This window comes from Acinetobacter sp. CWB-B33, assembly GCF_039655955.1.
In the GTDB taxonomy this organism is placed as follows: domain Bacteria; phylum Pseudomonadota; class Gammaproteobacteria; order Pseudomonadales; family Moraxellaceae; genus Acinetobacter; species Acinetobacter bouvetii.
Window position 1 is genome coordinate 158,969 of the sequence record NZ_JAGFEU010000001.1, and the last position, 21,961, is coordinate 180,929.

19 protein-coding genes and 2 pseudogenes are annotated in these 21,961 nt (G+C 42.1%); 9 read left to right on the forward strand and 12 right to left on the reverse strand.

Annotation, left to right across the window (positions count from 1 at the left end; translation table 11 throughout):
- Nucleotides 1-37 precede the first annotated feature (37 nt).
- Nucleotides 38-727, reverse strand: coding sequence for a hypothetical protein (locus tag JZ784_RS00800; protein WP_346313457.1), 690 nt, complete (start codon nucleotides 725-727; stop codon nucleotides 38-40).
- Between the two features lie 825 nt (nucleotides 728-1,552).
- On the opposite strand from JZ784_RS00800, the pseudogene JZ784_RS00805 reads away from it, so the two are divergent.
- The 4 genes and pseudogenes from JZ784_RS00805 to JZ784_RS00820 all read left to right on the forward strand — a co-directional run.
- Nucleotides 1,553-1,645: pseudogene (locus tag JZ784_RS00805) on the forward strand (hypothetical protein); the annotation flags it as partial.
- Between the two features lie 70 nt (nucleotides 1,646-1,715).
- Nucleotides 1,716-2,174, forward strand: coding sequence for a hypothetical protein (locus JZ784_RS00810; protein ID WP_346313458.1), 459 nt, complete (start codon nucleotides 1,716-1,718; stop codon nucleotides 2,172-2,174).
- A gap of 52 nt (nucleotides 2,175-2,226) precedes the next feature.
- Nucleotides 2,227-2,565, forward strand: a complete 339-nt coding sequence (locus JZ784_RS00815; protein ID WP_346313459.1) for a DUF4431 domain-containing protein — start codon at nucleotides 2,227-2,229, stop codon at nucleotides 2,563-2,565.
- 158 nt (nucleotides 2,566-2,723) lie between these two features.
- Nucleotides 2,724-3,566 carry a hypothetical protein gene (locus JZ784_RS00820; RefSeq protein ID WP_346313460.1) on the forward strand — a complete coding sequence of 281 codons (843 nt, stop codon included), beginning with the start codon at nucleotides 2,724-2,726 and terminating at the stop codon, nucleotides 3,564-3,566.
- 861 nt (nucleotides 3,567-4,427) lie between these two features.
- Here JZ784_RS00820 and JZ784_RS00825 read toward each other — a convergent pair.
- The 5 genes from JZ784_RS00825 to JZ784_RS00845 all read right to left on the reverse strand — a co-directional run bounded on the left by JZ784_RS00825 (nucleotide 4,428) and on the right by JZ784_RS00845 (nucleotide 9,997).
- Nucleotides 4,428-5,633: an amino acid aminotransferase gene (locus JZ784_RS00825; protein WP_346313461.1), complete on the reverse strand. Its 1,206-nt coding sequence runs from the start codon at nucleotides 5,631-5,633 to the stop codon at nucleotides 4,428-4,430.
- A 35-nt stretch (nucleotides 5,634-5,668) separates the two neighbouring features.
- Nucleotides 5,669-7,069, reverse strand: coding sequence for an amino acid permease (locus JZ784_RS00830; RefSeq protein WP_005011690.1), 1,401 nt, complete (start codon nucleotides 7,067-7,069; stop codon nucleotides 5,669-5,671).
- Between the two features lie 189 nt (nucleotides 7,070-7,258).
- Nucleotides 7,259-8,320, reverse strand: coding sequence for a 4-hydroxyphenylpyruvate dioxygenase (gene hppD, locus JZ784_RS00835; protein ID WP_346313462.1), 1,062 nt, complete (start codon nucleotides 8,318-8,320; stop codon nucleotides 7,259-7,261).
- Between the two features lie 497 nt (nucleotides 8,321-8,817).
- Nucleotides 8,818-9,273 carry a very short patch repair endonuclease gene (locus JZ784_RS00840; RefSeq protein ID WP_005011688.1) on the reverse strand — a complete coding sequence of 152 codons (456 nt, stop codon included), beginning with the start codon at nucleotides 9,271-9,273 and terminating at the stop codon, nucleotides 8,818-8,820.
- Nucleotides 9,274-9,802: 529 nt separating this feature from the next.
- Nucleotides 9,803-9,997, reverse strand: coding sequence for a hypothetical protein (locus JZ784_RS00845; RefSeq protein ID WP_005011685.1), 195 nt, complete (start codon nucleotides 9,995-9,997; stop codon nucleotides 9,803-9,805).
- Between the two features lie 559 nt (nucleotides 9,998-10,556).
- Here JZ784_RS00845 and sbmA point away from each other — a divergent pair.
- Together sbmA and JZ784_RS00855 are read left to right on the forward strand one after the other, a co-directional pair.
- Nucleotides 10,557-11,753, forward strand: coding sequence for a peptide antibiotic transporter SbmA (gene sbmA, locus JZ784_RS00850; protein WP_346313463.1), 1,197 nt, complete (start codon nucleotides 10,557-10,559; stop codon nucleotides 11,751-11,753).
- A gap of 278 nt (nucleotides 11,754-12,031) precedes the next feature.
- A complete protein-coding gene (locus JZ784_RS00855) occupies nucleotides 12,032-13,009 on the forward strand; it encodes a hypothetical protein (protein ID WP_346313464.1) in 978 nt (325 codons plus the stop codon).
- Between the two features lie 132 nt (nucleotides 13,010-13,141).
- Here JZ784_RS00855 and JZ784_RS00860 read toward each other — a convergent pair whose 3' ends face one another.
- Nucleotides 13,142-13,720: a DJ-1/PfpI family protein gene (locus JZ784_RS00860; RefSeq protein WP_346313465.1), complete on the reverse strand. Its 579-nt coding sequence runs from the start codon at nucleotides 13,718-13,720 to the stop codon at nucleotides 13,142-13,144.
- A gap of 232 nt (nucleotides 13,721-13,952) precedes the next feature.
- Here JZ784_RS00860 and JZ784_RS00865 point away from each other — a divergent pair, with 232 nt between their 5' ends.
- Together JZ784_RS00865 and JZ784_RS00870 are read left to right on the forward strand one after the other, a co-directional pair.
- Nucleotides 13,953-14,474, forward strand: a complete 522-nt coding sequence (locus tag JZ784_RS00865) for a hypothetical protein (RefSeq protein ID WP_346313466.1) — start codon at nucleotides 13,953-13,955, stop codon at nucleotides 14,472-14,474.
- Between the two features lie 531 nt (nucleotides 14,475-15,005).
- Nucleotides 15,006-15,104 (forward strand): annotated as a pseudogene (locus JZ784_RS00870) (IS5/IS1182 family transposase); the annotation flags it as partial.
- 215 nt (nucleotides 15,105-15,319) lie between these two features.
- Here JZ784_RS00870 and JZ784_RS00875 read toward each other — a convergent pair.
- The 5 genes from JZ784_RS00875 to gatC form a co-directional block, all read right to left on the reverse strand.
- Nucleotides 15,320-15,898 carry a hypothetical protein gene (locus tag JZ784_RS00875; RefSeq protein WP_346313467.1) on the reverse strand — a complete coding sequence of 193 codons (579 nt, stop codon included), beginning with the start codon at nucleotides 15,896-15,898 and terminating at the stop codon, nucleotides 15,320-15,322.
- A gap of 607 nt (nucleotides 15,899-16,505) precedes the next feature.
- The gene (locus JZ784_RS00880; protein WP_346313468.1) at nucleotides 16,506-17,345 is read right to left on the reverse strand and encodes a DUF6236 family protein; all 840 of its coding nucleotides are present in this window, start codon (nucleotides 17,343-17,345) and stop codon (nucleotides 16,506-16,508) included.
- 96 nt (nucleotides 17,346-17,441) lie between these two features.
- The gene (gene gatB, locus JZ784_RS00885) at nucleotides 17,442-18,923 is read right to left on the reverse strand and encodes an Asp-tRNA(Asn)/Glu-tRNA(Gln) amidotransferase subunit GatB (RefSeq protein WP_346313469.1); all 1,482 of its coding nucleotides are present in this window, start codon (nucleotides 18,921-18,923) and stop codon (nucleotides 17,442-17,444) included.
- Nucleotides 18,923-20,401, reverse strand: coding sequence for an Asp-tRNA(Asn)/Glu-tRNA(Gln) amidotransferase subunit GatA (gatA, locus tag JZ784_RS00890; protein WP_346313470.1), 1,479 nt, complete (start codon nucleotides 20,399-20,401; stop codon nucleotides 18,923-18,925). Before gatA ends, gatB begins: the two co-directional genes overlap by 1 nt.
- A gap of 53 nt (nucleotides 20,402-20,454) precedes the next feature.
- Nucleotides 20,455-20,769, reverse strand: a complete 315-nt coding sequence (gene gatC / locus JZ784_RS00895) for an Asp-tRNA(Asn)/Glu-tRNA(Gln) amidotransferase subunit GatC (RefSeq protein ID WP_346313471.1) — start codon at nucleotides 20,767-20,769, stop codon at nucleotides 20,455-20,457.
- 132 nt (nucleotides 20,770-20,901) lie between these two features.
- Here gatC and JZ784_RS00900 point away from each other — a divergent pair, with 132 nt between their 5' ends.
- Complete coding sequence (locus JZ784_RS00900) at nucleotides 20,902-21,948, forward strand: rod shape-determining protein (RefSeq protein WP_005011659.1); 1,047 nt, start codon at nucleotides 20,902-20,904, stop codon at nucleotides 21,946-21,948.
- Nucleotides 21,949-21,961: the final 13 nt, after the last annotated feature.

Consider the following 21,961-nt stretch of genomic DNA (forward strand, 5'->3'; position numbering starts at 1 on the left):
AAAAGGGATTTTGTTTTTAGTGTTAAGTCAAAAATGACTACCTACATGGGAACGCTAGTTTTAGTACATCCATTTCCAAATAAACAATTCTATTTGTATTCATCCATTCATTAAAACTGATGCGGTAATCTTCTTTTAAATTTAGTTTTTCACCGTTTTTTTCCATTGAGCTAGTTAAGCACTTTGTACCTCTTTTCCAGCAATAAAGTAATTTACCACTATCAATTAAATACTTTTCTATCCTATCTAGTCGCACAGAATCTAGACCAACTACTTCTGATAGACAATTACGCCATTCAGTTAAAGTGACCTTTGCATATTTTGTTGGACTGTTGAGAATTATATGTTTTTGGTATTCCATTTCTAACAGGTACAGATAGGCATTAAAAGCACGTGCTTGGCAATCAGCTTCATACAAAATAGAGAAGTATCTTTCCAGATGTTTTAACCCATACTTGAATTGAGTTTGTATTGGCTCAGGCATTTTTTCATAGCTGGCCTTGTCTAGGCTGATGCCTTTATTTGGTGTGTAACTGATGAGACCGCCGTGTTCTTTAATCAGATCGGCTAAGCGCTTTGTATTCTGGAGTGAGTAAAGAAATGACTTTTCACTTTCAACTTTATAACGCTTGAGCTTTTTAAGTTCTTTCTCAATTTCTTTCGGTGTTTTTATCTTCTTATTTTTATCTGAATCTATTATATCAACGGCGTTATCTGCATCACTCATCGTATCTACTTCCTATCTAATAACTTGGCAACATTGTAACGAAGCTGCTAGTTATCATTTTTAGTGAAGACCAATCTATTCTATTGTTTATAGGGGGGCTTATACAGAAAATGTAAGAGTGTGGTAGGTGTACCTCACTTTCTAGACTAAGTGGAGGGTAAGGGGGCTAAATAATGATAGGGATATGTGTTGAGTAATATACTTTGAGTTGTACTCCCGATATAGCAACCAAACCCATCTAAAAATCCTAGCAACAGATAATTTGTACACTGTGGTGTACACTGGGATTTTAATGTTTTAAATAAACATTAAATAACAATATCTTATTGGTTTAGTTCAATTGACGCCATCCCACCAAAATTCCATATAAAAAAGCCACTTTTTAAAGTGGCTTTTTTATTGCCTCGTTTTCGCCACATTTGATTTATTTGTTAATTTTCAAATTAGATTCATCAACAATAAAATTTTCATAAATTTCAAGTTCTTTAAGAATTTCTGGTAGAGCTTAATGAATTACTCTCATACCTGTTAATAATTCATTCATATAAATATCAGGATGAATTCTTGTTTTATTAAATCCTAAGCTCTCTGCTTCAGCTTCATGACCATTTGAATCATGATTGTTATAGATGAGGTTCATCAGCTCGGCTCGAAGAGGAATACCAGCTCGAAAAGCTTTTTCCTTGACAATATTGATCCATTTTTCAAATGAATGAGTGTTTTAGCTTTAAACTTTTGAAAATTGGGTGCAAAAGATTCTAATGGTGGCTCAATTTTACTTGCTACAAGTCCTAACAAGCATGGTTCAATGTTACATGCATCTGTTCGAGTCTTGACCAAAAAATTGAAATCGTGGCACAGCAAATTGAACAAGCGAAAACGTGGAAAAAAGGCTTATTACAGCAGATTTTTGTCTAGTTTTTTATTTGCAAAAAAATGAGTAGAATTGCTGACTATTAAGCACTTCATAAAATATATTAGGATGATTATGAAAAAAATTCTACTCCTAGCCCTTATGACATTACCTGTAATGGCAGAAGCACAAAACTTTAAATATCAAAAGACAGACCGTGGTTTTAAAAACTATAAAGGCGATGTGACTTTAACAGGAACCTTTTCACGTAACTTGGACCCTGAGTACTTGGAGTATATGGGCGATGCTATTTGCTTTGAACCCAACAAAGCTTCGTCTTCACTGATTCCACGCCCAAACGGTGACCCTCGTGACGCATGGTTCTGTTTTAGCAATTTTGATGTGGCGAAAAAAACTTTCAAACTACCTGACAATATCAAAAAAGGCTTTTGTAAATATGAAGGTCAAGCAACCATTCAAATTAAAGACTACAAATTATTTATAGAAGAAACAGAAGGTTTTGACTTAACCCAATTGGTTTCAGCAAAAAATATTACGCCTACGAAAGCAATAAAATGTGAAGTACAAGAATAAGGTTTTCGAGTCTAAAATTATGAAAAAAATATTCATTTCAATGCTAATGGTTATGCCTATTTTAAGTCATGCACAAACTTTTTATTATGGAAAGCCTGCTACCATTTCAGAAAAATTACTTAAAATTAAAAGCCTTCATCCGAACCAAGAAACTTTTGGCGGTAATCAAATTGCTTTAGCACTAGATCAACAAATTAATGTAGATGGTGAAGAAGGCTTAGAAAAAACCAAACTGATTCAATTGGTGGATTCAAACATGCAACGCTATAAGCAATATTTTAAGAAAGAAGGTAAAGCGATTGATGTGAAATGTTCTGAATTATTCCGTGCAGAAACAGCACATCACACAACAAAAGTACTGTGCTTTGTGGATTCAATAAAATATAAATAATAGAGATATTAGAAAATGGCAGAACTTGAAGAACAACTTATTCAAAAATATGAAAATCTTTTATTAAAAGCACAACAATATAAAACTCCTGTATGTCACTATCCGCGATGAATCCGCTATACAGTCAAACTGTAAAACTTTAGAAAAATAGGAACAATATGAAAACAATAAAATTATCCGTTGTACTAACAGCAATCCTACTCCTTTCAGGGCTGAACCCAAGCTACGCATTATCTCCAATACAAAAACAATCATCCGCTACGTCAATGTTGATCAATAAAAATACAATACTTGAAACGGCATATCCCTATACGCTGAGTAATGCCATGGCATATGTTGAACCTCAAGAACTAGATGACTATTTTAAAAAACTACCAAGTGAACAACTGGATACAAATGTACTCGGATTTCTCCACCCAACGATCCAATTTAAAAATATCCAGGGTGAAGAGCGTTACCTTGTTATCGTTGAGAAAGTCGGCATTTCTGATGGATATATCCAAGGTTGTCGAGCTTGCTCAAGTACAGCTGATTTTTTACTTTATAAAAAGAAAAAGGATCAATTTATCTTGATCAATTCAGCAAAAGATCAAACCCAAATACCTTCAGCTAATGGGCATTTCAGCTTTAATTTTCAAAGTGATCTACAAAACAACATGCAGCCTTTTGGTATAGACAAAATGGGAAGTTATAGCAAAGCTTCATTTACAGGTGCAGGTGGACAAGACGTTTCTATATGGTTTGCCTTGCTACTTCCAGATGTCGGTAAGATCCAAGCTTTGGAAATTGGTTCCGCTGGCGGTAGTACAGCAGGCTTTTATGCCGGCCGACCTCAACGTGCATCTAGTACAAGCTCTAAATTAAAGGTCGTTGTAAATAATTCAAAATATTATCCTATAGAAGTGACATACACTGACAAAGGCAAAGAAAACAAGCCATACAAAAGCATATTCAATTACAACACTCAAAAAGCTGAATATGTAGAAAAGACAGTTAAATAATAAAACTATTTACATATGATTTTGGATATTGCCAACTCTTTTACCTTTAATCGATTGCCGAGGGCTAAACAGTTCTCCAGATTTATCGACAACTAGAATCCCAATAATATGGGTAATGGTCGTTAAAACTAAAAGTGCTGTTGCTTGGCTTTCTCTTCGCTGTTTGGCTGTTTGACCACTTGGTTTAATGAGTGAAAATAAATTAATCACTCATAGAAAAGCGAGTGGTAAATTGGTAACTAAAACAATAGTTTATAAATCACTCGATTATTATCTACGTAGCTATTTTTGACCAAGATGATCAATAAAATAAAAGAAACAACACCTGCTAAAACAGTGCCACATAGAGGATTTCCACCAAACATATGAAATAGAAAAATAATACCGAAAAATGCTGTTGGAATTAGAAAAGTGAGTTCAAGATCATCATAATCTCTAAAGACAATAATTTTTCTGTTTTTTCCCGCACCTCAAAAAATCCCTAAAATGACAACTGAAAATATTGCGGTTAAAACAATATTGTAGATATTGTATCCATCCATGTTCTTCCCGAAAAACAAAATTTTTTAATTTTTGACCATCCAAAACAAAAAATAGGACTACATATAAGTGATTAATTGGATAGTATTTATTAAAATAATTGAGTCAATACATACTGCGTAGAATATCGTTTAATTCGACTTTTTGAACTAAATCATTTTTTATTGGTGTATTAGCCCGCCATCTCAGGCGGCAAACTGAATGCAATGTTGAAGTCCGGTCAATGTGATTTTTGCTCATGCCGCTGTAAATTAAAATGCCCGCAGCTGCGGGCATTTCACTGTCAGTCTTTTAAATACGGCAATAATTCAAACGCAGCCTTTAAGCCGTGGCCTGAATGACGCTGGCGATCGAATCTGCTACATAATCAATATTGTTCAAATTTAACCCTGCCACGCACATGCGTCCGCTGCGCACTAAATAAATGCCGTACTGATCTTTCAGCTGATCCACTTGCGCTGCGGTTAAACCGGTATAGCTGAACATGCCTCGCTGTTTCAGCAAATAGTCAAAATTATGTTCGGGCAGCGCTAAGCGCAATTTGCTGCTGAGCAATTCACGCATATGAATGATCCGCTCGCGCATTTCATTCAGTTCTGTCTGCCATAAGGCGTTCAGTTCAGGCGTATGCAATACATTTTCAACTAACAGCGCGCCTGTTGTGGCTGGGCTGGAGTAAATGCGGCGCACAGTGGCTTTCAGCTGGCCTAAAACTTTTTGCGCAGTGTCGGCATCATCGCAGACAAAGGTTAAACCGCCTACGCGTTCGCCGTATAGGGAAAAGATTTTAGAAAATGAATTGCTGACAATAAAGTTCATGCCGGATTGATCCAGTGCGCGGATAGCGTAGGCATCCTGCTCTAAGCCTTGTCCAAAGCCCTGATACGCGATATCCAAAAATGGAATTAAATCCTGCTGCTTTAATACAGTAATGACTTGATCCCATTCAGCTGGTGTTAAATCCGCGCCTGTCGGGTTATGGCAGCAGGGGTGCAGCAGTACAATACTTTTTGCAGGGAGCGTGCGGAGGGTGTCCAGCATGGCCGGCACATTTACGCCATTCGTCTTTTCATCAAAATATGGGTAAAAGTGAGATGCAATGCCTGCGCCGTTAAAAATCGCAATATGGTTTTCCCATGTCGGCTGGCTGACCCAAACATCAGATTCAGGAAAGTATTTTTTCAGAAAATCTGCGCCGACTTTCAGTGCGCCTGAACCGCCCAGCGTTTGAATCGTGACTGCGCGGCCATCACGGCGGGCTGGGCTATCTTCGCCTAGCACTAATGTCTGTGTTGCCTGGTTATAAGGCTTTAAGCCATCCATTGGCAAATACAGCTTAACCTTATCATTGCCTGCTTCAATATTTTTATAAGCGGCTTGGACAGACTTTAACTGAGGCACAATATTGCTTTCGTTGTAATACAGCCCAATACTTAAATTAACTTTCTGAGTCCGTTCATCTTTCACAAAGTCTTCCATCAAGGAAAGAATTGGATCACCTGCATAAGCATCTACATGTTGAAACATGGTTTAACCTTCTTTTTCGTGTTTACGCGCCGTCTTTATAAAAGACGGACATTATCCTTGGACAGTATTGCATGATCAGCGGTTTTTTTCTTTTGAAAGAAATAGGCAATCAGCAAAATTGAAATCCAGATGGGAATCATCCATACCGCAATCCGCATATCCGGTGTCAGGCTCATAATCAATAAAATGCCGCACATAAAGGCAATGCACAAATAATTGCTCAGCGGATAGGCAATGCTGGGAAACAGCGTCGGCGTATTCGTCGCGATCATGCGCTGTTTAAACTTCAAGTGCGTATACGAGATCACCACCCAGTTAATGACAATAGCCGCGACCACCAGCATCATCAGCAGGCTGAAGGCTTTTTCTGGAAATAAGTAATTGATCAGTACGCAGAGCAGGGTAAAAAATGCAGAGGCCATCACCGCATTTACAGGAATGCCGCGGTCATTAATTTTGCTGAAAAGCTTAGGCGCATTGCCTTGTTCTGCTAAGCCCAGCAGCATGCGGCTGGTGCAGTAATTGGTGCTGTTATAGACAGAAACCGCAGCGGTCAGCACGACAAAGTTCAGTACCGTTGCTGCAGTTTGGCTGCCTAATGAATCAAAAATCAGCACAAAAGGACTGCCGCCTTGCGCCATTTGATTCCATGGGTACAGCGATAAAATAATCACGAGGCTCAAAATATAAAACAGCAGTACGCGGTAGACAATTTGGTTAATGGCTTTGGGTAAAGTGGTTTTTGGATTATCGGTTTCTGCAGCGGCAATGCCAACCAGTTCAATCCCGCCAAAGGCAAACATAATCATGGCCATAGCCATTACAAGGCCCATGACGCCATTCGGGAAAAAGCCGCCCAAGGCCCACAAATTGCTTAAATTGGAGCTTGCGGCGCCGTTGCCGCTGGCCAGCAAGTAACTGCCGAATGCAATCATGGCAATAATGGCGATGACTTTAATAATCGCAAGCCAAAACTCCATTTCGCCAAACAGTTTCACGTTGAGCAGGTTAATGACATTAATAAAAATGAAAAAGCCTAAAGCCGAGACCCAGGTCGGAACATCGGGCCACCAGTAATGAATATATAGGCCAATCGCGCTGAGCTCAGCCATGCAGACCAAAATATTCAGCACCCAATAGTTCCAGCCCGACATAAAGCCAGCAAATTTGCCCCAATATTTATAGGCAAAGTGGCTGAATGAACCGCTGACGGGTTCTTCAACAATCATTTCGCCTAATTGGCGCATCATTAAAAATGCGATCAGGCCTGCAATGGCATAGCCGAGAATGACCGAAGGGCCAGCCAGTTTGATCGTTTGCGCAATACCAAGGAATAAACCGGTGCCGATTGAACCGCCTAAAGCAATCAGCTGAATGTGGCGGCTGCTTAAACCTTTTTTCAGGTTTCCTTGTTGATGTTGAGGTGTTTGAGGCATTTGCTTCCATCATCCGTGTCGTGATCGTACTCTATCATTGAATGTCCGTATTCTTATTGTTTTGCTTGGGCCATCAGAGCAGTATCGTAATTTTTTGAAGATCATGCTCATAAAAAGAGCATTGCCTAGGCGTGGTTTGATTAAAAGCCTAGGCAAGCCGCAGCATGGCTTTACAGTGCATACCTAAAATCAGGCATTGGCAATATCCAGTACGCCGCGCTTAATTTGGTCACGTTCAATTGATTCAAACAAGGCTTTGAAATTGCCTTCGCCAAAACCGTCATCATCTTTGCGCTGAATAAATTCAAAAAAGACTGGGCCAAGCATATTTTCAGAGAAGATCTGAAGCAGCAGGCGGTGATTGCCATCTTTCGTATTGCCGTCCAGCAAGATGCCGCGTTTTTGCAGCTCCTCTGTCGGTTCGCCGTGATTTGGCAGGCGTTCCGGCAGCATGTCGTAATAGGTGCTAGGCGGCGGCGTCATAAATTTAGCGCCCAATGCTTTCAGCTTGTCCCAAGTGCCAAGCAGGTCATCGGTAATAAATGCGATATGCTGAATGCCTTCACCATTGAATTCACTTAAGAATTCTGCAATTTGACCATTGCCTTTGTCGGAGTCTTCGTTCAGCGGGATACGGATTTTGCCGTCTGGCGCAGTCAGCGCTTTAGAGGTTAGGCCGGTATATTCACCCTTAATGTCAAAGTAGCGGATTTCTTGAAAATTAAAGATTTTCTCGTAAAAATTGGCCCAATAGTCCATACGGCCTTTATAAACATTATGGGTCAAATGGTCGATTTCTTTGAGGCCAGTTCCAGCAGGGTGCGGGTCTTGGCCTTCAATAAAGATAAAATCGCTTTCATAAATATCACGGTCAACCAGGAAAATAGGGGAACCGCCAATACCTTTAATGGCGGGAATGTTCAATTCCATTGGGCCGATTGTGCTGTAAATCGGTTCTGCGCCTAATTCAACGGCCTTATTGAATGCTTTCGCTGCATCTTTAGTTCTGAATCCCATTGCGCAGGCAGAAGGGCCGTGCTCTTTGTAAAAAAATGCCGCATAGGATTCAGGCTGATAATTCAAAATGATGTTGATATTGCCCTGACGCCATAAATACACATTTTTAGATTTATGCTTTGCGACTTTGCTGAAGCCGATGGTTTGAAAAATTGCATCCAGTTCACCGTCTTGAGAGACAAACTCAATAAATTCAAATCCGCAGAGTTCTAAAGGATTTGCTAACTCATTCATAAAACGTCCTCATTTTTTTCAGGCAATCCTATTGCCGTATTTAAGTTTGTTGTATAGCGCAAATGGACGTGCATACTTATGATATCTAACTAATTTTTATGACAATTCCATTTGCCTGAATTTAATTTTACGAACTTGCTGAAAGCAATTTCATGAAACATATTCGATAAAATCAATCTGTTGTTTCATCATAAAGCGGTAATAAAATTATTCAATACATAAATTAATTACGAAATGCGTAATAAATTTATTTTATTGAGATGTTTATAATATAAAGTAATGAAATTAATAACAAAAAGTTTTAATGTTTAGAACAAGTTTGTGCTTTTATTAATTGTTAAGTTTTGTAAGTCAATTCAGTGCTGAATTTGTTGCAGCGCAAGGGCAGGCGCGCAGAATAAATTGATGCGCGTGCATGCGGGATAATTAAAGCCATGAGGCGAAATTGGTTTTTGACCATCTTAACGTTGCAATGCGCTAGGCTATATTGCTGCATCTTAAAGTTCTAAAGACTTGCTGTCCGCGTCCAGCAGCCATTTCTGAAAATGCATTAAAGACCATTCAAAGTCTGCTGTATTGCGCGTTGCGCATTCCCACCAAATACAGACTTTCCAGCCCGCCTGCAGCAGCTGCAGGGTGTGGGCCGTATCCCGTTCAACATTTTTTAGGATCTTCGGCTGCCAATAGTCCAAATTGCTTTTAGGCCAATGAAAATATTTGCAGTCATGCCGATGCCAAAAGCAGCCGTGTACAAAAATGACGGTATTGTACTTTTTCAGCACAATATCCGGCTTGCCTGCTAAGCTTTTATCATGCAGGCGGTAACGGTAGCCCAAATGATGCAGCGCTTTACGAATCAGAATTTCAGGCTTGGTATTTTTAGAATGGATGGCAGCCATGTTTTCTGAACGGGTCAGCGGTGTTTTTGCTGCTTTTTTTGCTTTGGCGGTCATGATTGCATTCCCTCTTTTAGCCGGTTCAGCTGGCGGGCGGTGAAAATCAGAGAATCAGTGCCGCGCCTTAATCTTCTTGCCCATCTGTCAATTTACCGCATTTCTGCCGTCTTCAGTTCTGTATTTGCAAGGCGTTAAGCAGGGCATGCATACAGGTTTTAGCATGGGCTGAAAACTTAGCACTTTGGGTGCGGATGAACCAGACTCAGCAGGGCAGTGGATAATCGCAAGACGGTTTCATATTGCATTTGAAATGGAGAGATTACGGCCTGCGCAAAATGAGCGGGAAAGAAAATGAATGCTGAATAATATGCAGAGGGGAGAAATAAATATTGTGAAATTGAAAAAATAACTGTACACGTATTTGTCTATCCCTATGATTGGGTATATGGCTTAAAACGTGAGGTTAATAAACTTTAAGTGAATAAAATAGACAATGGTGAGAAGTTAGAGGTAAAAGCGAGGAATACTGCACCTATTTAAGGGAATGAAATTTACAGATGCAGTATATCTATTTTAGAAAAACAGCTTAGATTTCGCGCCAAACAGTGTTTTGGTCTTTGAGTGAAATCATGAAGTTAAACTTATCATCATTGCTGACCAATAAGCCTTTAGGGGTGTGCATAACGACTTTCAGCACTGTGCCTTGTTCAAATGTCAGCGGTTCGCAGTTTTCTTTTTCCAGCGTGACCGGTTTAAGCAGTTCTATAATTAAGTTGTCCATTTTAATCCCCTTTAAATTTATATGGTTTGTTTTATGATATTAGCACATTCTATGGTTTTTTAACTCTTGTTGTAAATACTGCTGATCGTGTCATATAAAAAACCATAAATGAAGGGTAGTTAATATAAAAAATTATTCGCTTTTTAAGCGCCGCTTCATTTTAGTACTTTAGATTGAATCATAATGGCTGTATTTTTGAACGGAATCGCGCTGGAATTCCGCGGCTATTTTGAAAGCGCTGTACTTGGCGTGATCAGCCCGGTCTGTACTGATATTTCCGCTGGCCGCAGACCGGGGCAGCCCTTATTCATGCAATGCAATAAGCCTACAAGCGAAAACAGGCAAAGGATGCGGTCTGAGAAAATAGCCTGCTCAGTCAGCTAATTTTTCATAGTTTATATAAGTAACACCTTTTAAAAGCGTCATATCAAGCGCATCATGCAGAACAAACGCAACAAAATATCTGACAAAATTGCAAATTTTAAAAGAAAAATTAAGGTTTAAGTTTTAAGATCGATTCATATTCTTCATAGCAATAATAAAGGACACCCACAGCAGAATGTTTAAATCCTTTTTTCCTCATCCAAAATGGTTTTTTGGATCGTTAATCCTATGGTTCGTCATTAATATCGCGCTTTGGTACAGCGGAGGCAACAGCTGGGGAACATTTCTAGGGCTGCCGCAGGGCTATGCCTCTGCAGAATTGCCAATCGGGGTGAGCCGCTTTTGGGCGCCATCCTTCCTTTGGTTTTATTTATGGTTTTTTATTTCGACTGTCATATTTGCCCTTTTTTGGCAATTCAAGTCCAATAATCCATGGCAAAGATGGTCGGTATGGGGCTCGGCATTCATTCTGTTCAATATTTGGTTTGGCGTTCAGGTCAGCCTGGTGGTGAATGCTTGGTATAACCCGTTCTATGACCTCATTCAAAAAATGCTCAGCAATGGCGGCGGGGATGTCATGCTGCTATACAGCGGTGTAATGACATTCTTATATGTGGCAATGGTTTATGTAACGACTGCGGTTCTTAATATATTCTTTGTAAATCATTATGTCTTTCGCTGGCGCACGGCAATGAACGATTATTACACGGCCAATTGGGGCAAGTTGCGCCAGATTGAAGGGGCTTCGCAGCGTATTCAGGAAGATACCATGCGTTTTGCCAGGACATTGGAAGGGCTTGGCGTGAGTTTAATCGAGGCGCTGATGACTTTATTGGCCTTTTTGCCGGTTTTATTTTCACTGTCCTCCCATGTGAAGGCCTTGCCGATTGTCGGCGAAATCCCGCATGCCTTAATGTGGGCAGCGGTGACTTGGTCTGTGGCCGGCACTGTCATTTTGATGGCAGTGGGGTATAAGCTGCCGGGCTTAGAGTTCAATAACCAAAAAGTAGAAGCCGCCTACCGGAAGGAATTGGTCTATGGTGAAGATCATGCTGAGCGTGCAGATCCAGCCACCCTGAAAGAGTTATTCAGCAAGGTGCGCTTTAATTATTTCCGACTGTATTTCCACTATACTTATTTCAATATGGTGCGTATCTGGTACATGCAGCTGGATAATCTATACGGTTTATTTGTACTGTTTCCAAGTATTGCTGCAGGCGCCATTACACTGGGCCTAATGATGCAGATTTCTAACGTATTCGGCAAAGTGCGTGAATCTTTCCAATACTTAATTGCTTCTTGGCCAACCATCATTGAACTGCTGTCAATCTATAAGCGGCTAAAAGCCTTTGAATCCACCTTGGATCAATAGGAGATTTATCTCTTAAGATTCCATCTGATGATTGCTAAAAAAGCCCGCGACGAGCGGGCTTTTTATTGGGCGGCTCAGCAACACAACGGTAAAAGAGATTTAAATTGCTGCTTTTTAAACAAATAAAAAGGATGCATGGTTCAGGTAATTGGATAAATGGCCTGCTTGCTTGGCAGTTGCTTTTTAAAAACATAGATTAGTTCAATCAAAAAATACATGAAAAACAAAGTGTTGTATTTGAGATTTAAGGGTATTTGGTATATGTTCATTTTCTCAGCATGATTGAGAACATATGCGTGAATTTCAAAACATTATTGTTGATGTTTAGTGCAGGCATGGCGCTGCATGGCTGCGCCACTGTTGGAAAAACAGGTTCAGAATCCTTTGCTAAGTATGCGTCGGCACAGCAAGTGATTGATCAAAAAAATATTAACGAAGCCAATGGCAGCGCTAAAGAATATGTCTATGCATGGGGAGCCAAGCATGGTGATGCTGAACCGCAGTCTCTGTATCCCCGCAAGTATTTAAGCAACTACTGCCATAGCCAAAATGGCAGTTTTTCCTTGCTGTATAAAAGTACGCTAAGTTTGGTTAAAGAGGCGAAGTCTAAAAATAATTTAGCTGCGCATGCCAATATTAAGCAAGGCATTGGCGCTTATCAGTGTGTGCAGAAAAATGGCCAGCATTGGATTGTATCTATTGAGCCTGTATCTGAATTGCGGTCATCACAATTTGCAGATGCACGAGCTGTGCGCTTAAAGACCGATATGATGAGTGCAGATGAAGCGCGGCGCTTCTATAAAAACAGCAGTGCCAACGTGAATACAAGTAAAAAAATGCCTGCCGTGCCTGCAGCAAAAAGCAGTGCAGCTAAAGCTCCTGTCAAAGAAGTTGAAGAGAAAAAAGACAGCGTGGCTGCAGAGCCTGTGAAGCGGATAGCGCAACCTGCACTGACTGAGCAGCAGCAGCAAATGCAATATTATGTGGCTGCACGCCGTGATTTAGGGAAAGGGCAAAATCAGGTCAATGCATGTAATAATGCGCAGCGTGCATATAACTATGGCAAGCTGCAGGGAACTGACGGCACGAAAGTCTATACAGAATCCGGCATGCTGGTAGCGCGCTGCTTAACCAGTGTACCCGCGTATAAAAACCGTTTTTCCAACTCAAAAGCGCAGGCAACGCGCATACTGCAGAATTTGTCCAATAATTACAATCATGCAGGCGCAAAGCATATGCTGGGCCAAATGAAGTAGTGTGAATGACGCAGCATCAATGAAGCCATCGAATGGTTCAGATGGCCTGACGTGAGTGTGCGGATCAGCAGATAAACGCTAAGCGCAGAAATGCTTAGCGTTTTTTAATTTTGGGTTTGAAAGCCTGATGGTTTAGATGCTGATTGAAGCGCCTAAGGCTTTTGCAAATTGCGCCATCCATGCAGGATGTGCCGGCCAAGCGGGCGCTGTTACCAAATGGCCATCGGTTACAGCTTCAGTCACGGCAATATCCGCATATGTTCCACCCGCCAGTTTAACTTCCGCGGCGCAGGCTGGATAAGCAGAACATAGGCGGCCTTTTAGGACATCGGCTGCAGCTAAAAGCTGTGCGCCGTGGCAGACCGAGGCAATCGGCTTTTCCGCAGCGTCAAATTCACGCACAATCTCCACCACGCGGTCATTCATGCGTAAATATTCAGGCGCCCGTCCGCCTGGAATCACCAAGCCGGCATAATCCTGAGTGTTGACTGCGCTAAAATCATAATTGATGGCAAAGTTGTGGCCGCGTTTTTCACTATAAGTTTGCTCACCTTCAAAATCGTGAATGGCGGTGGCAATGTTGCCGCCGGCTTTTTTATCCGGACAAACTGCGTGTACGGTATAGCCAAGAGCCGTTAGGAACTGAAAAGGCACCATGGTTTCATAGTCTTCGGCATAGTCGCCCACCAGCATTAGAATTTGTTTGGCCATGTTTTTTTCCCTCTGTTTAGATGTGATTTATATTGCTTTTTCAATGACCATAGCACACGCAGGAGGTTTAGAAAATGCAGCGGGCATGGCTCTTTAGTCGAAGCAAGTAGCTGCATCAAATCATCAGGTTTTTATGCAGGATGCATCACGGGTGTTATTTTACAGAGTCGTAACAGGTGCATCGCCGTACTTTGTGATACAAAGAGGTGGAATATTCACTGGAGTTTGCTTTATGTCACGCGATGTTTTTACTGCTGTACGCCCAAAAAAATCCCGCATGGGCTGCCTGAGCTTGATGGCCGTATTTCTATGTGGAGTCAGCCAAATTGCCGCAGCAGGGCCAACAGTGGATCAGCTCAGTGACTGTTTGGTGAAATCAACCACAGCGGCGGATAAAACTACCGTGCTGCAATGGACATTTAGCGCTTTGTCGGCTCATCCAGACTTAAAGGCATACAGCCAGGTGACGGATGCGCAGCGGACTCAGCTGGATAAAAATTTAGCGCAGACTTTGCAGCGGATTTTGACGGAGCAGTGTTCTGCTCAGGCCAAAGCGGTGATTAAGGCTGAAGGCATGCAGGCCGTGGGTGAGAGTTTTCAGGAACTCGGCAGCATCACGGGCGAAGAAATTTTGAAGAATCCTGAAGTGAAATCGCAGTTGCAAGGCGTGCTGCGCTATGTGGATATGAATAAATTGGTGATGACCTTTTTGACGCCTGAGCTTTGGAATAAATTGGGTTCGACTCGACAATAAATCCATCGGGTTATTTAAAGATTGAAAAGATAATTTTAAATAGCCCCAAAATAGGATAGAAGATGAATTCGATGCCATAGAGTAAGCCTATTCCTCGCTGTTTTCTTGGTGAATAGGCTTCAGGTTGTGTGAGCTTTTTACGCCATTTGGGATGGATTAGCATCACAATGATAAGGATTAGAATCAGTCCAAGGGTACATTGAATGATAGATTGTAAAAGTTCTGGTGCCATTTTTGTTTTTCTTTGATATTTATTTAATTATATAACATCAAAAATAATCCTTTCCCTAGCCCTCTCCTCAAAGGAGAGGGAGTATCCAATATTAAATTCATGCCAGTATTTGATTGCTCATGAACGCTCCTTCTACCACTAGGATGAGCCGCATTGCTGCGCAAAGGGAGCTCAGGATTTACAGTCTAATTTTTTGGATTTTGAAAATGCAATTCAGCCTTTTTCGGCTTTGAGTTTTGGCCGCAGCAAGACTGTGCTAAGGAATGTTCAATATTATAAATTTACTTAAATCAGTGTTGTTTTGCCAATTGAAGCAATTAAGAAAAATCGCAACACAAGATGGCAAGCTAAAGCGAAATTATGAAAATTCTGCGGTTTTGGCCTGCATATTTATTTGATGATTTCACGGAACCTCAACACGCCTTATTTTAGAACAATTTGAATTTCAGCAGTCATTTAACAGGCCGCTGAAAGGATAGATTGTATATTTTCTTGCGATGGCCGATAGGCCTCTCTCAATCACAGCAGCTGGCACAGGCTTGTTTGGCCAGCCACGGGCAGAATCCCTTGACGTTTTATGCTTGGGCCAGAGCTGTGATGTGGATATTGAGGCTCACTTTACTGGAATCATTAAGTGCTGATAAGGAGTTCCGGGCCACATGATGTACGGTATGCTGGTGTCTGGTTGGGCACTCTTAGGATACATATCATAAAAGCTGGGTTCCGCGCCGACAATCATGACATGGGAGCCGGTCTTGATCCAATGGTTGCCTGCAGTTGGCTTTTGGGCATAAGGATCAACATTGCTGGCATCGGTTCCGCCTTCCAGCATGTACATAAAGCCAATTTTACCGGCTTTTGGCGGCTGGTGACCCATCCAGGCTTCTGCCCATTCCAAAGCCGCCTTGTCCATGCACATCGGGTCTGGGCCTGGGGTCGCTGGATTATCAGGCATGCAGGTAAAGTTGTTATGGCCTTTACGCAAGGTATGCATCTTGCCATCTTTGCCCATGGCCACAATGGTTGCTGCTGCAGCCACTTTTTTTGGCGCTGCGCTCATTGCGCTCGCAATAGCTTTTTGGTCAGCTGCTGCGGTGCTGCCGTGAGTAGCAACCTTGGTCTGCGCTGCAAAGAGGTTAGGTGCGGATAGGACAATACAACCGGTAAGAATTAATATTTTAGGGAAATTCATGGTCTGTTCTCCAAATAGGAGGTTATGTTTGTGACCCCTGACTCAAGTGATATGAAACATTTGCCCTATAGTTAAAAATAAATGAATCGGCGCATCATTATTCTTGTTAATGGATTATTCTTAACCATATTCGGTGATTTCAGCAATATGATGTACAGCAATGCACAAAATTCATAACAAATAAAATCACGAGGACACAAGAAGTTACGGACAAAGAAAACTGCGGTTTGGCTCAGTCGGGCGAGCATCAAATAGCATGATGTCAATTTAATGTCTTAGAATCTATTTTATGCCCATGAATAGTTAACTTTTGAATCGAGAAAACAAGGTGAAATCGAGTTGCGGGAGGATGGTAAAGGGAAGCCCCTTTTCCTTTTAGGAGAAGGCGGAGGATGAGGGCTAAAGTTTTCATCTTTTAAATCTCATCCTCTCCCTAGCCCTCTCCTTTGTTAAAGGAGAGGGAACTAAGCGTATCAATTTGATCACGTGACAAAGTCTCCCTTTTTTAAAGGGAGATTTAGAGGGATTCAAAAGTCACGTATAAAGAAAGACTTTGAAAACTGAATACGTCCTAAGTCTTCGAGTTTGGCAATATAGGGTATATTGTTTAAAGGATATTATTTTTTTTTGCTTTAACTAAATAATCTAGTTTTAAATTTCCTTCAGCAGATTTCAAAGCCCATTCTTTTGAAAATTTAAATTTCACTATTGATTTAAGTGTGTTAGCAATGGTTAGGGTAGGAAATGTAGCTAATGCCATATCGATAACCCCAGATTTTACCATTTCAGAAAGCACACTTTCATTAAACTCTAAGCTGACAGAGTGGTCGACACGGGAGGTTAGGCGGAAGCGTTCGATAAGTGTTTTATCCAAACCGTGTATTGCTACTTTTAAATTATGAAATTCTTTTTTTCTTCTTAAGTCTTGGTCTTCACTGTTTAAAATTTTTTCATAGATTTCATCCAAAGATTCATGTAATGCTATTAATTCATCTTTGCGTTGAGCTTTAAAGTCTAATAAATCGTGAATTGCTACATTGTTCCGTGGAACAGGTAAGAGTTTCTTTAACTCAGCTTTTAGAACATCTTTATTTTTATATTGAATAGGGTCACTGTCTTTAGAATCTAACATATTCACTAAAGTCCATTCATTTTCAACATCTTGTAACTTAGAATTAGCAACATAAGTATGTGACTTCTGAAGAACATTAGCCATTTCTCCAGAATTAAATGGTGATTTAACAAGTTCTAAAATGCCTGCTTCAATGTAATCTTGTTCAAAAGGCACTCCTATTTTAATTGCTCTTTGATCTGGTATTGCTATTTTGTCCCAGTATAAAGAAAAATATTGCAATTCTTGGGTGTTATATGATCTTTCAATAAAAACATTATTTTTATTTGCATCGCACTTTATTAACGCTGGGGGAATAATAATACCTCTTTGCATTTTTATATTTCTCGGAAAATTGTTATTTTAATTATATAATAGATAAATAGAAAAACCCGCTCTAAAGCGGGTTTTTTATTCCAAAATTAACTAGCCTCAACCAATCAATTTCTTCATTAATTCATTCACTTGAGCTGGGTTAGCTTTACCTTTCGCTGCTTTCATTACTTGACCAACAAGACCATTGAAAGCTTTCTCTTTACCAGATTTATACTCTTCAACCATCTTCTCGTTGGCAGCAAGCACGTCTTTAATAATTGCTTCAACTGCGCCTGTATCAGTTTCCTGTTTCAAGCCTTTTTCAGCAATAATTTCGTCTGCAGTTTTGCCTTCTTCCCACATAAAGCCGAACACTTGCTTCGCGATTTTACCGTTAATTGTGTTGTCCACAATACGCGCGATCATGCCGCCAAGTTTTTCTGCTGTTACAGGAGAATCTTGTAGTTCTAAGCTTGCTTTATTTAAAGCGCCCGAGAATTCGCCCATCACCCAGTTGGCAGCCACTTTGCCTTGCGCAGCGCCGCCGGCAGCGTTTACAACGGCTTCGTAAAACTCTGACATTTCACGAGTCAGCGTTAAAACGTGTGCATCGTATTCAGTTACGCCAAAGTCCGCGACAAAGCGTTCACGGCGTGCAGCAGGCAACTCAGGAAGGGCAGCACGCGCCGCTTCAATTTGCGCATCTGCAATCACAACAGGCAATAAGTCAGGGTCTGGGAAGTAGCGGTAATCGTTCGCTTCTTCCTTAGAACGCATAGAACGCGTTTCCATCTTCACAGGGTCGAACAAACGCGTTTCTTGGTCAATGGTGCCATCCCATTCTAGGATTTCCATTTGACGTTCAATTTCAACGTTAATTGCTTGTTCAATGAAACGGAATGAGTTGAGGTTTTTCAGCTCACAGCGTGTACCGAACTCATTGCCCGGACGGCGTAAAGACACGTTGCAGTCACAGCGGAACGAACCTTCCGCCATGTTGCCGTCAGAAATACCTAACCAGCGGACCAACGTGTGAATCGACTTAATGTAAGCCACCGCTTCTTCAACTGAACGCATATCCGGTTCAGAGACGATTTCAAGCAAAGGTGTACCAGCACGGTTCAAGTCGATGCCTGACATGCCTTCAAACTGGTCATGAATTGATTTGCCGGCATCTTCTTCAAGGTGCGCACGTGTCACGCCAATGCGTTTTACGGTGCCATCTTCAAGTTGGATGTCGATATGGCCCAAGCCCACAATCGGGTTGTCCATTTGGCTGATTTGGTAGCCTTTAGGTGAGTCTGGGTAGAAGTAGTTTTTACGCGCAAACACAGATGCTTGGTCAATGTACGCATCAATCCCCAAACCAAAGCGGATGGCTAAATCAACCACTTCTTTATTGAGAACTGGCAATACGCCCGGCATGGCCAAATCAACAAGGCTGGCTTGAGTGTTTGGGTCTTGACCAAAGGTCGTTGAAGAGCCAGAGAAGATTTTGGTATTGGTGGCAAGCTGAGTGTGAATCTCGATGCCAATCACCACTTCCCAGCCATCAATCAGGTTAGATTTTGGTTTAGCCGATTTTTGAGCTTGAGCCATTATGCATTCTCCTCAGCAATTGCCGCGCGTTTTGTATGCCAGTCGGTTGTTTGCTGGTACTGATGCACCACAGACAATAATTGAGATTCTGACCAGTAGTTGCCAATCAGCTGTAAGCCCACAGGCAGGCTGTCTTTGTCAAAACCGACCGGGGCATTGATTGCAGGAAGGCCCGCAAGGTTGACTGCGATGGTATAAATGTCACCTAAGTACATCTCAACCTGAGACAGGTTTGCACCGATTCTGTACGCAGTTGTCGGTGCAGAAGGCGCAGCGATCACATCCACATTTTCAAAGGCTTTTAAGAAGTCTTGCTGGATTAAACGGCGTACTTTTTGCGCTTTTACATAGTAGGCATCGTAATAGCCAGCCGATAACGCATAGGTGCCGATCAGGATGCGCTGCTGAACTTCTTTACCAAAACCTTCAGAACGTGAGCGCTTGTACAAATCCATCAGGTCCACAGGGTTTTCTGCACGGTAGCCGTAACGCACGCCGTCAAAACGTGACAGGTTTGAAGAGGCTTCAGCGGGGGCAATCAGGTAATACGTCGGCACATAGCTTTCAGTCATGTTGAGGTCAATCTCAACCAAGACTGCGCCCATGTCTTCCAATTTTTTCAAAGATTCTTCAATACGCGCTTTGACGTCAGCATCTAAACCAGCGGCATTGAAATACTGTTTAGGAATACCAATGCGCAAGCCTTTTACAGAGGTGCCGTTTAAGTTTGCAACGTAATCATCAACATTTTTTTCAACCGATGTTGAATCTTTGGCGTCATGGCCCGCCATCACGTTCATCAGGTAAGCGCAGTCTTCAGCCGAACGCGCCATTGGGCCGCCTTGGTCTAAAGATGATGCATAAGCGATCATACCAAAGCGAGAAACACGGCCATATGTCGGTTTAAGACCTGTCAAACCGCAGAAAGATGCAGGCTGACGGATTGAACCGCCTGTGTCTGTACCTGTAGCAAACGGAGCAAGGTCAGCAGCAACCGCAGCAGCAGAACCGCCTGAAGAGCCGCCAGGAACGTGGTCCAGCGCCCAAGGGTTTGCCGTTGCGCCAAAATAAGATGATTCAGAGGTAGAGCCCATGGCGAATTCGTCCATGTTCACTTTACCCAACGTCACTAAACCGGCAACTTTGCCTTTCGCTACAACGGTGGCGTCGTAAGGAGAGATAAAGTTGTCCAGCATTTTAGAGCCGGCTGTGGTTTTGATGCCGTGCGTACAGAAAATATCTTTATGCGCAATCGGCACGCCAGTCAGTACCGTAGCGCCGCCAGCTTTACGCAAAGCGTCGGCTGCATCTGCTTCAGCCAAAGCCTGTTCAGCGGTGACGGTGACATACGACTGTACTCGTGCATCGATTTTTTCAATGCGTTTTAAATAGTGTTCGGTCAGTTCGCGAGAAGAAAATTTAGCCGCAGCCAAGCCTTCTGTCAGTTCACGAACGGATAAGCGGTGTAAATCTGTCATGAGAAATAATTCTTTACGTTTAATTTTAAGAAAATAGATGGACTGAGCAGTAATTACTCAATTACGCGCGGAACAAGGTACAAGCCGTCTTGCGTTGCAGGTGCAATGGCTTGATATTCCTCACGATGATTTTCTTCAGTCACCACATCTTCACGTAATGGCTGCGGGTGGTCGAATGGACTTTTCAGCGGTTCAACACCGTCAGTATTGATGCCTTTTAAAGTTTCCATCATGCCTAAAATTTTATTTAAACTTTGAGCATATTCAGCAGATTGCGCCTCATTCAGCGATAATCGCGCCAAATGGGCAATTGCTGAAACTGTTTTTGCATTGAGATCTGCAGACTGCTGTGCATCCGATGTAGACATAACATTACCTAATCAGTATTAAAAAATTTCAAATTATCGTGCGTTATAATAAGCGATTGACTTGTTCAAATCATCACATTTAGTTAAAGTTGCCACCTTGCGTCCACATAAAGTTTAATCGAGAACGTCTCCGTGATTCTAAAAAGACTAATTGGCTTGTTTTCGCCCGATCTAGCCATTGATTTAGGTACAGCAAATACACTTATTTATGCGCCAGGACGAGGCATTATATTAAATGAACCGACGGTTGTGGCGATTCGCCACAGCGGCTCACAAAAAATTGTATCGGCAGTCGGCCTTGATGCTAAGCAGATGCTCGGCCGTACACCCGCGAATATTTCTGCAATCCGCCCAATGAAAGACGGTGTGATTGCGGATTTTGAAGTGACGGAAACCATGCTGAACCAGTTTATTGGCAAAGTGCATGAAAAGCGCCTGTTTCCGCCTGCGCCGCGTGTCGTGGTCTGTGTGCCGTGCAAATCAACCTTGGTAGAGCGCCGCGCGATCCGTGAAGCGGTTTATAACGCAGGCGCGCGCGATGTGCGTTTAATTGAAGAGCCGATGGCTGCGGCGATTGGTGCCGGCATGCCGGTCGAGCAGGCTTGCGGTTCGATGGTGGTTGATGTGGGCGGCGGTACAACAGAAATTGCCATTATTTCATTGCAGGGCTGTGTCTATGCCGACTCATTGCGTATTGGCGGCGATGTCTTTGATGAACAGATCATCAATTATGTCCGTAAAGCGCATGGCTGTGTCATTGGTGAAACCACGGCTGAAACCATTAAAAAAGAAGTAGGCATGGCGCTTCCTGAAGAAGGCGCAAAAGCGCTGGAAATTGAAGTCCGCGGCCGCAACCTTGCAGAAGGCGTGCCTCGCGCGATTACCGTTACTTCGGATGAAATTACCCAAGCGATTTCTGATCCATTGCAAAGCATTGTGTCTGCAGTGAAATCTGCGCTGGAGCAGACGCCTCCTGAACTGTCGTCAGATATTGCAGAGCGCGGTATTGTATTGACAGGCGGCGGCGCATTGCTTCGCAATCTGGACAAACTGCTAGCGAAAGAAACAGGCTTGCCGGTGGTGGTTGCCGAGGATCCACTAACTTGCGTCACTCGCGGCGGCGGTAAAGTGCTCGATTTCTTCGATAATCCAAATCACGACATGCTGTTTGTAGGCTAAGACAAGGACTGGG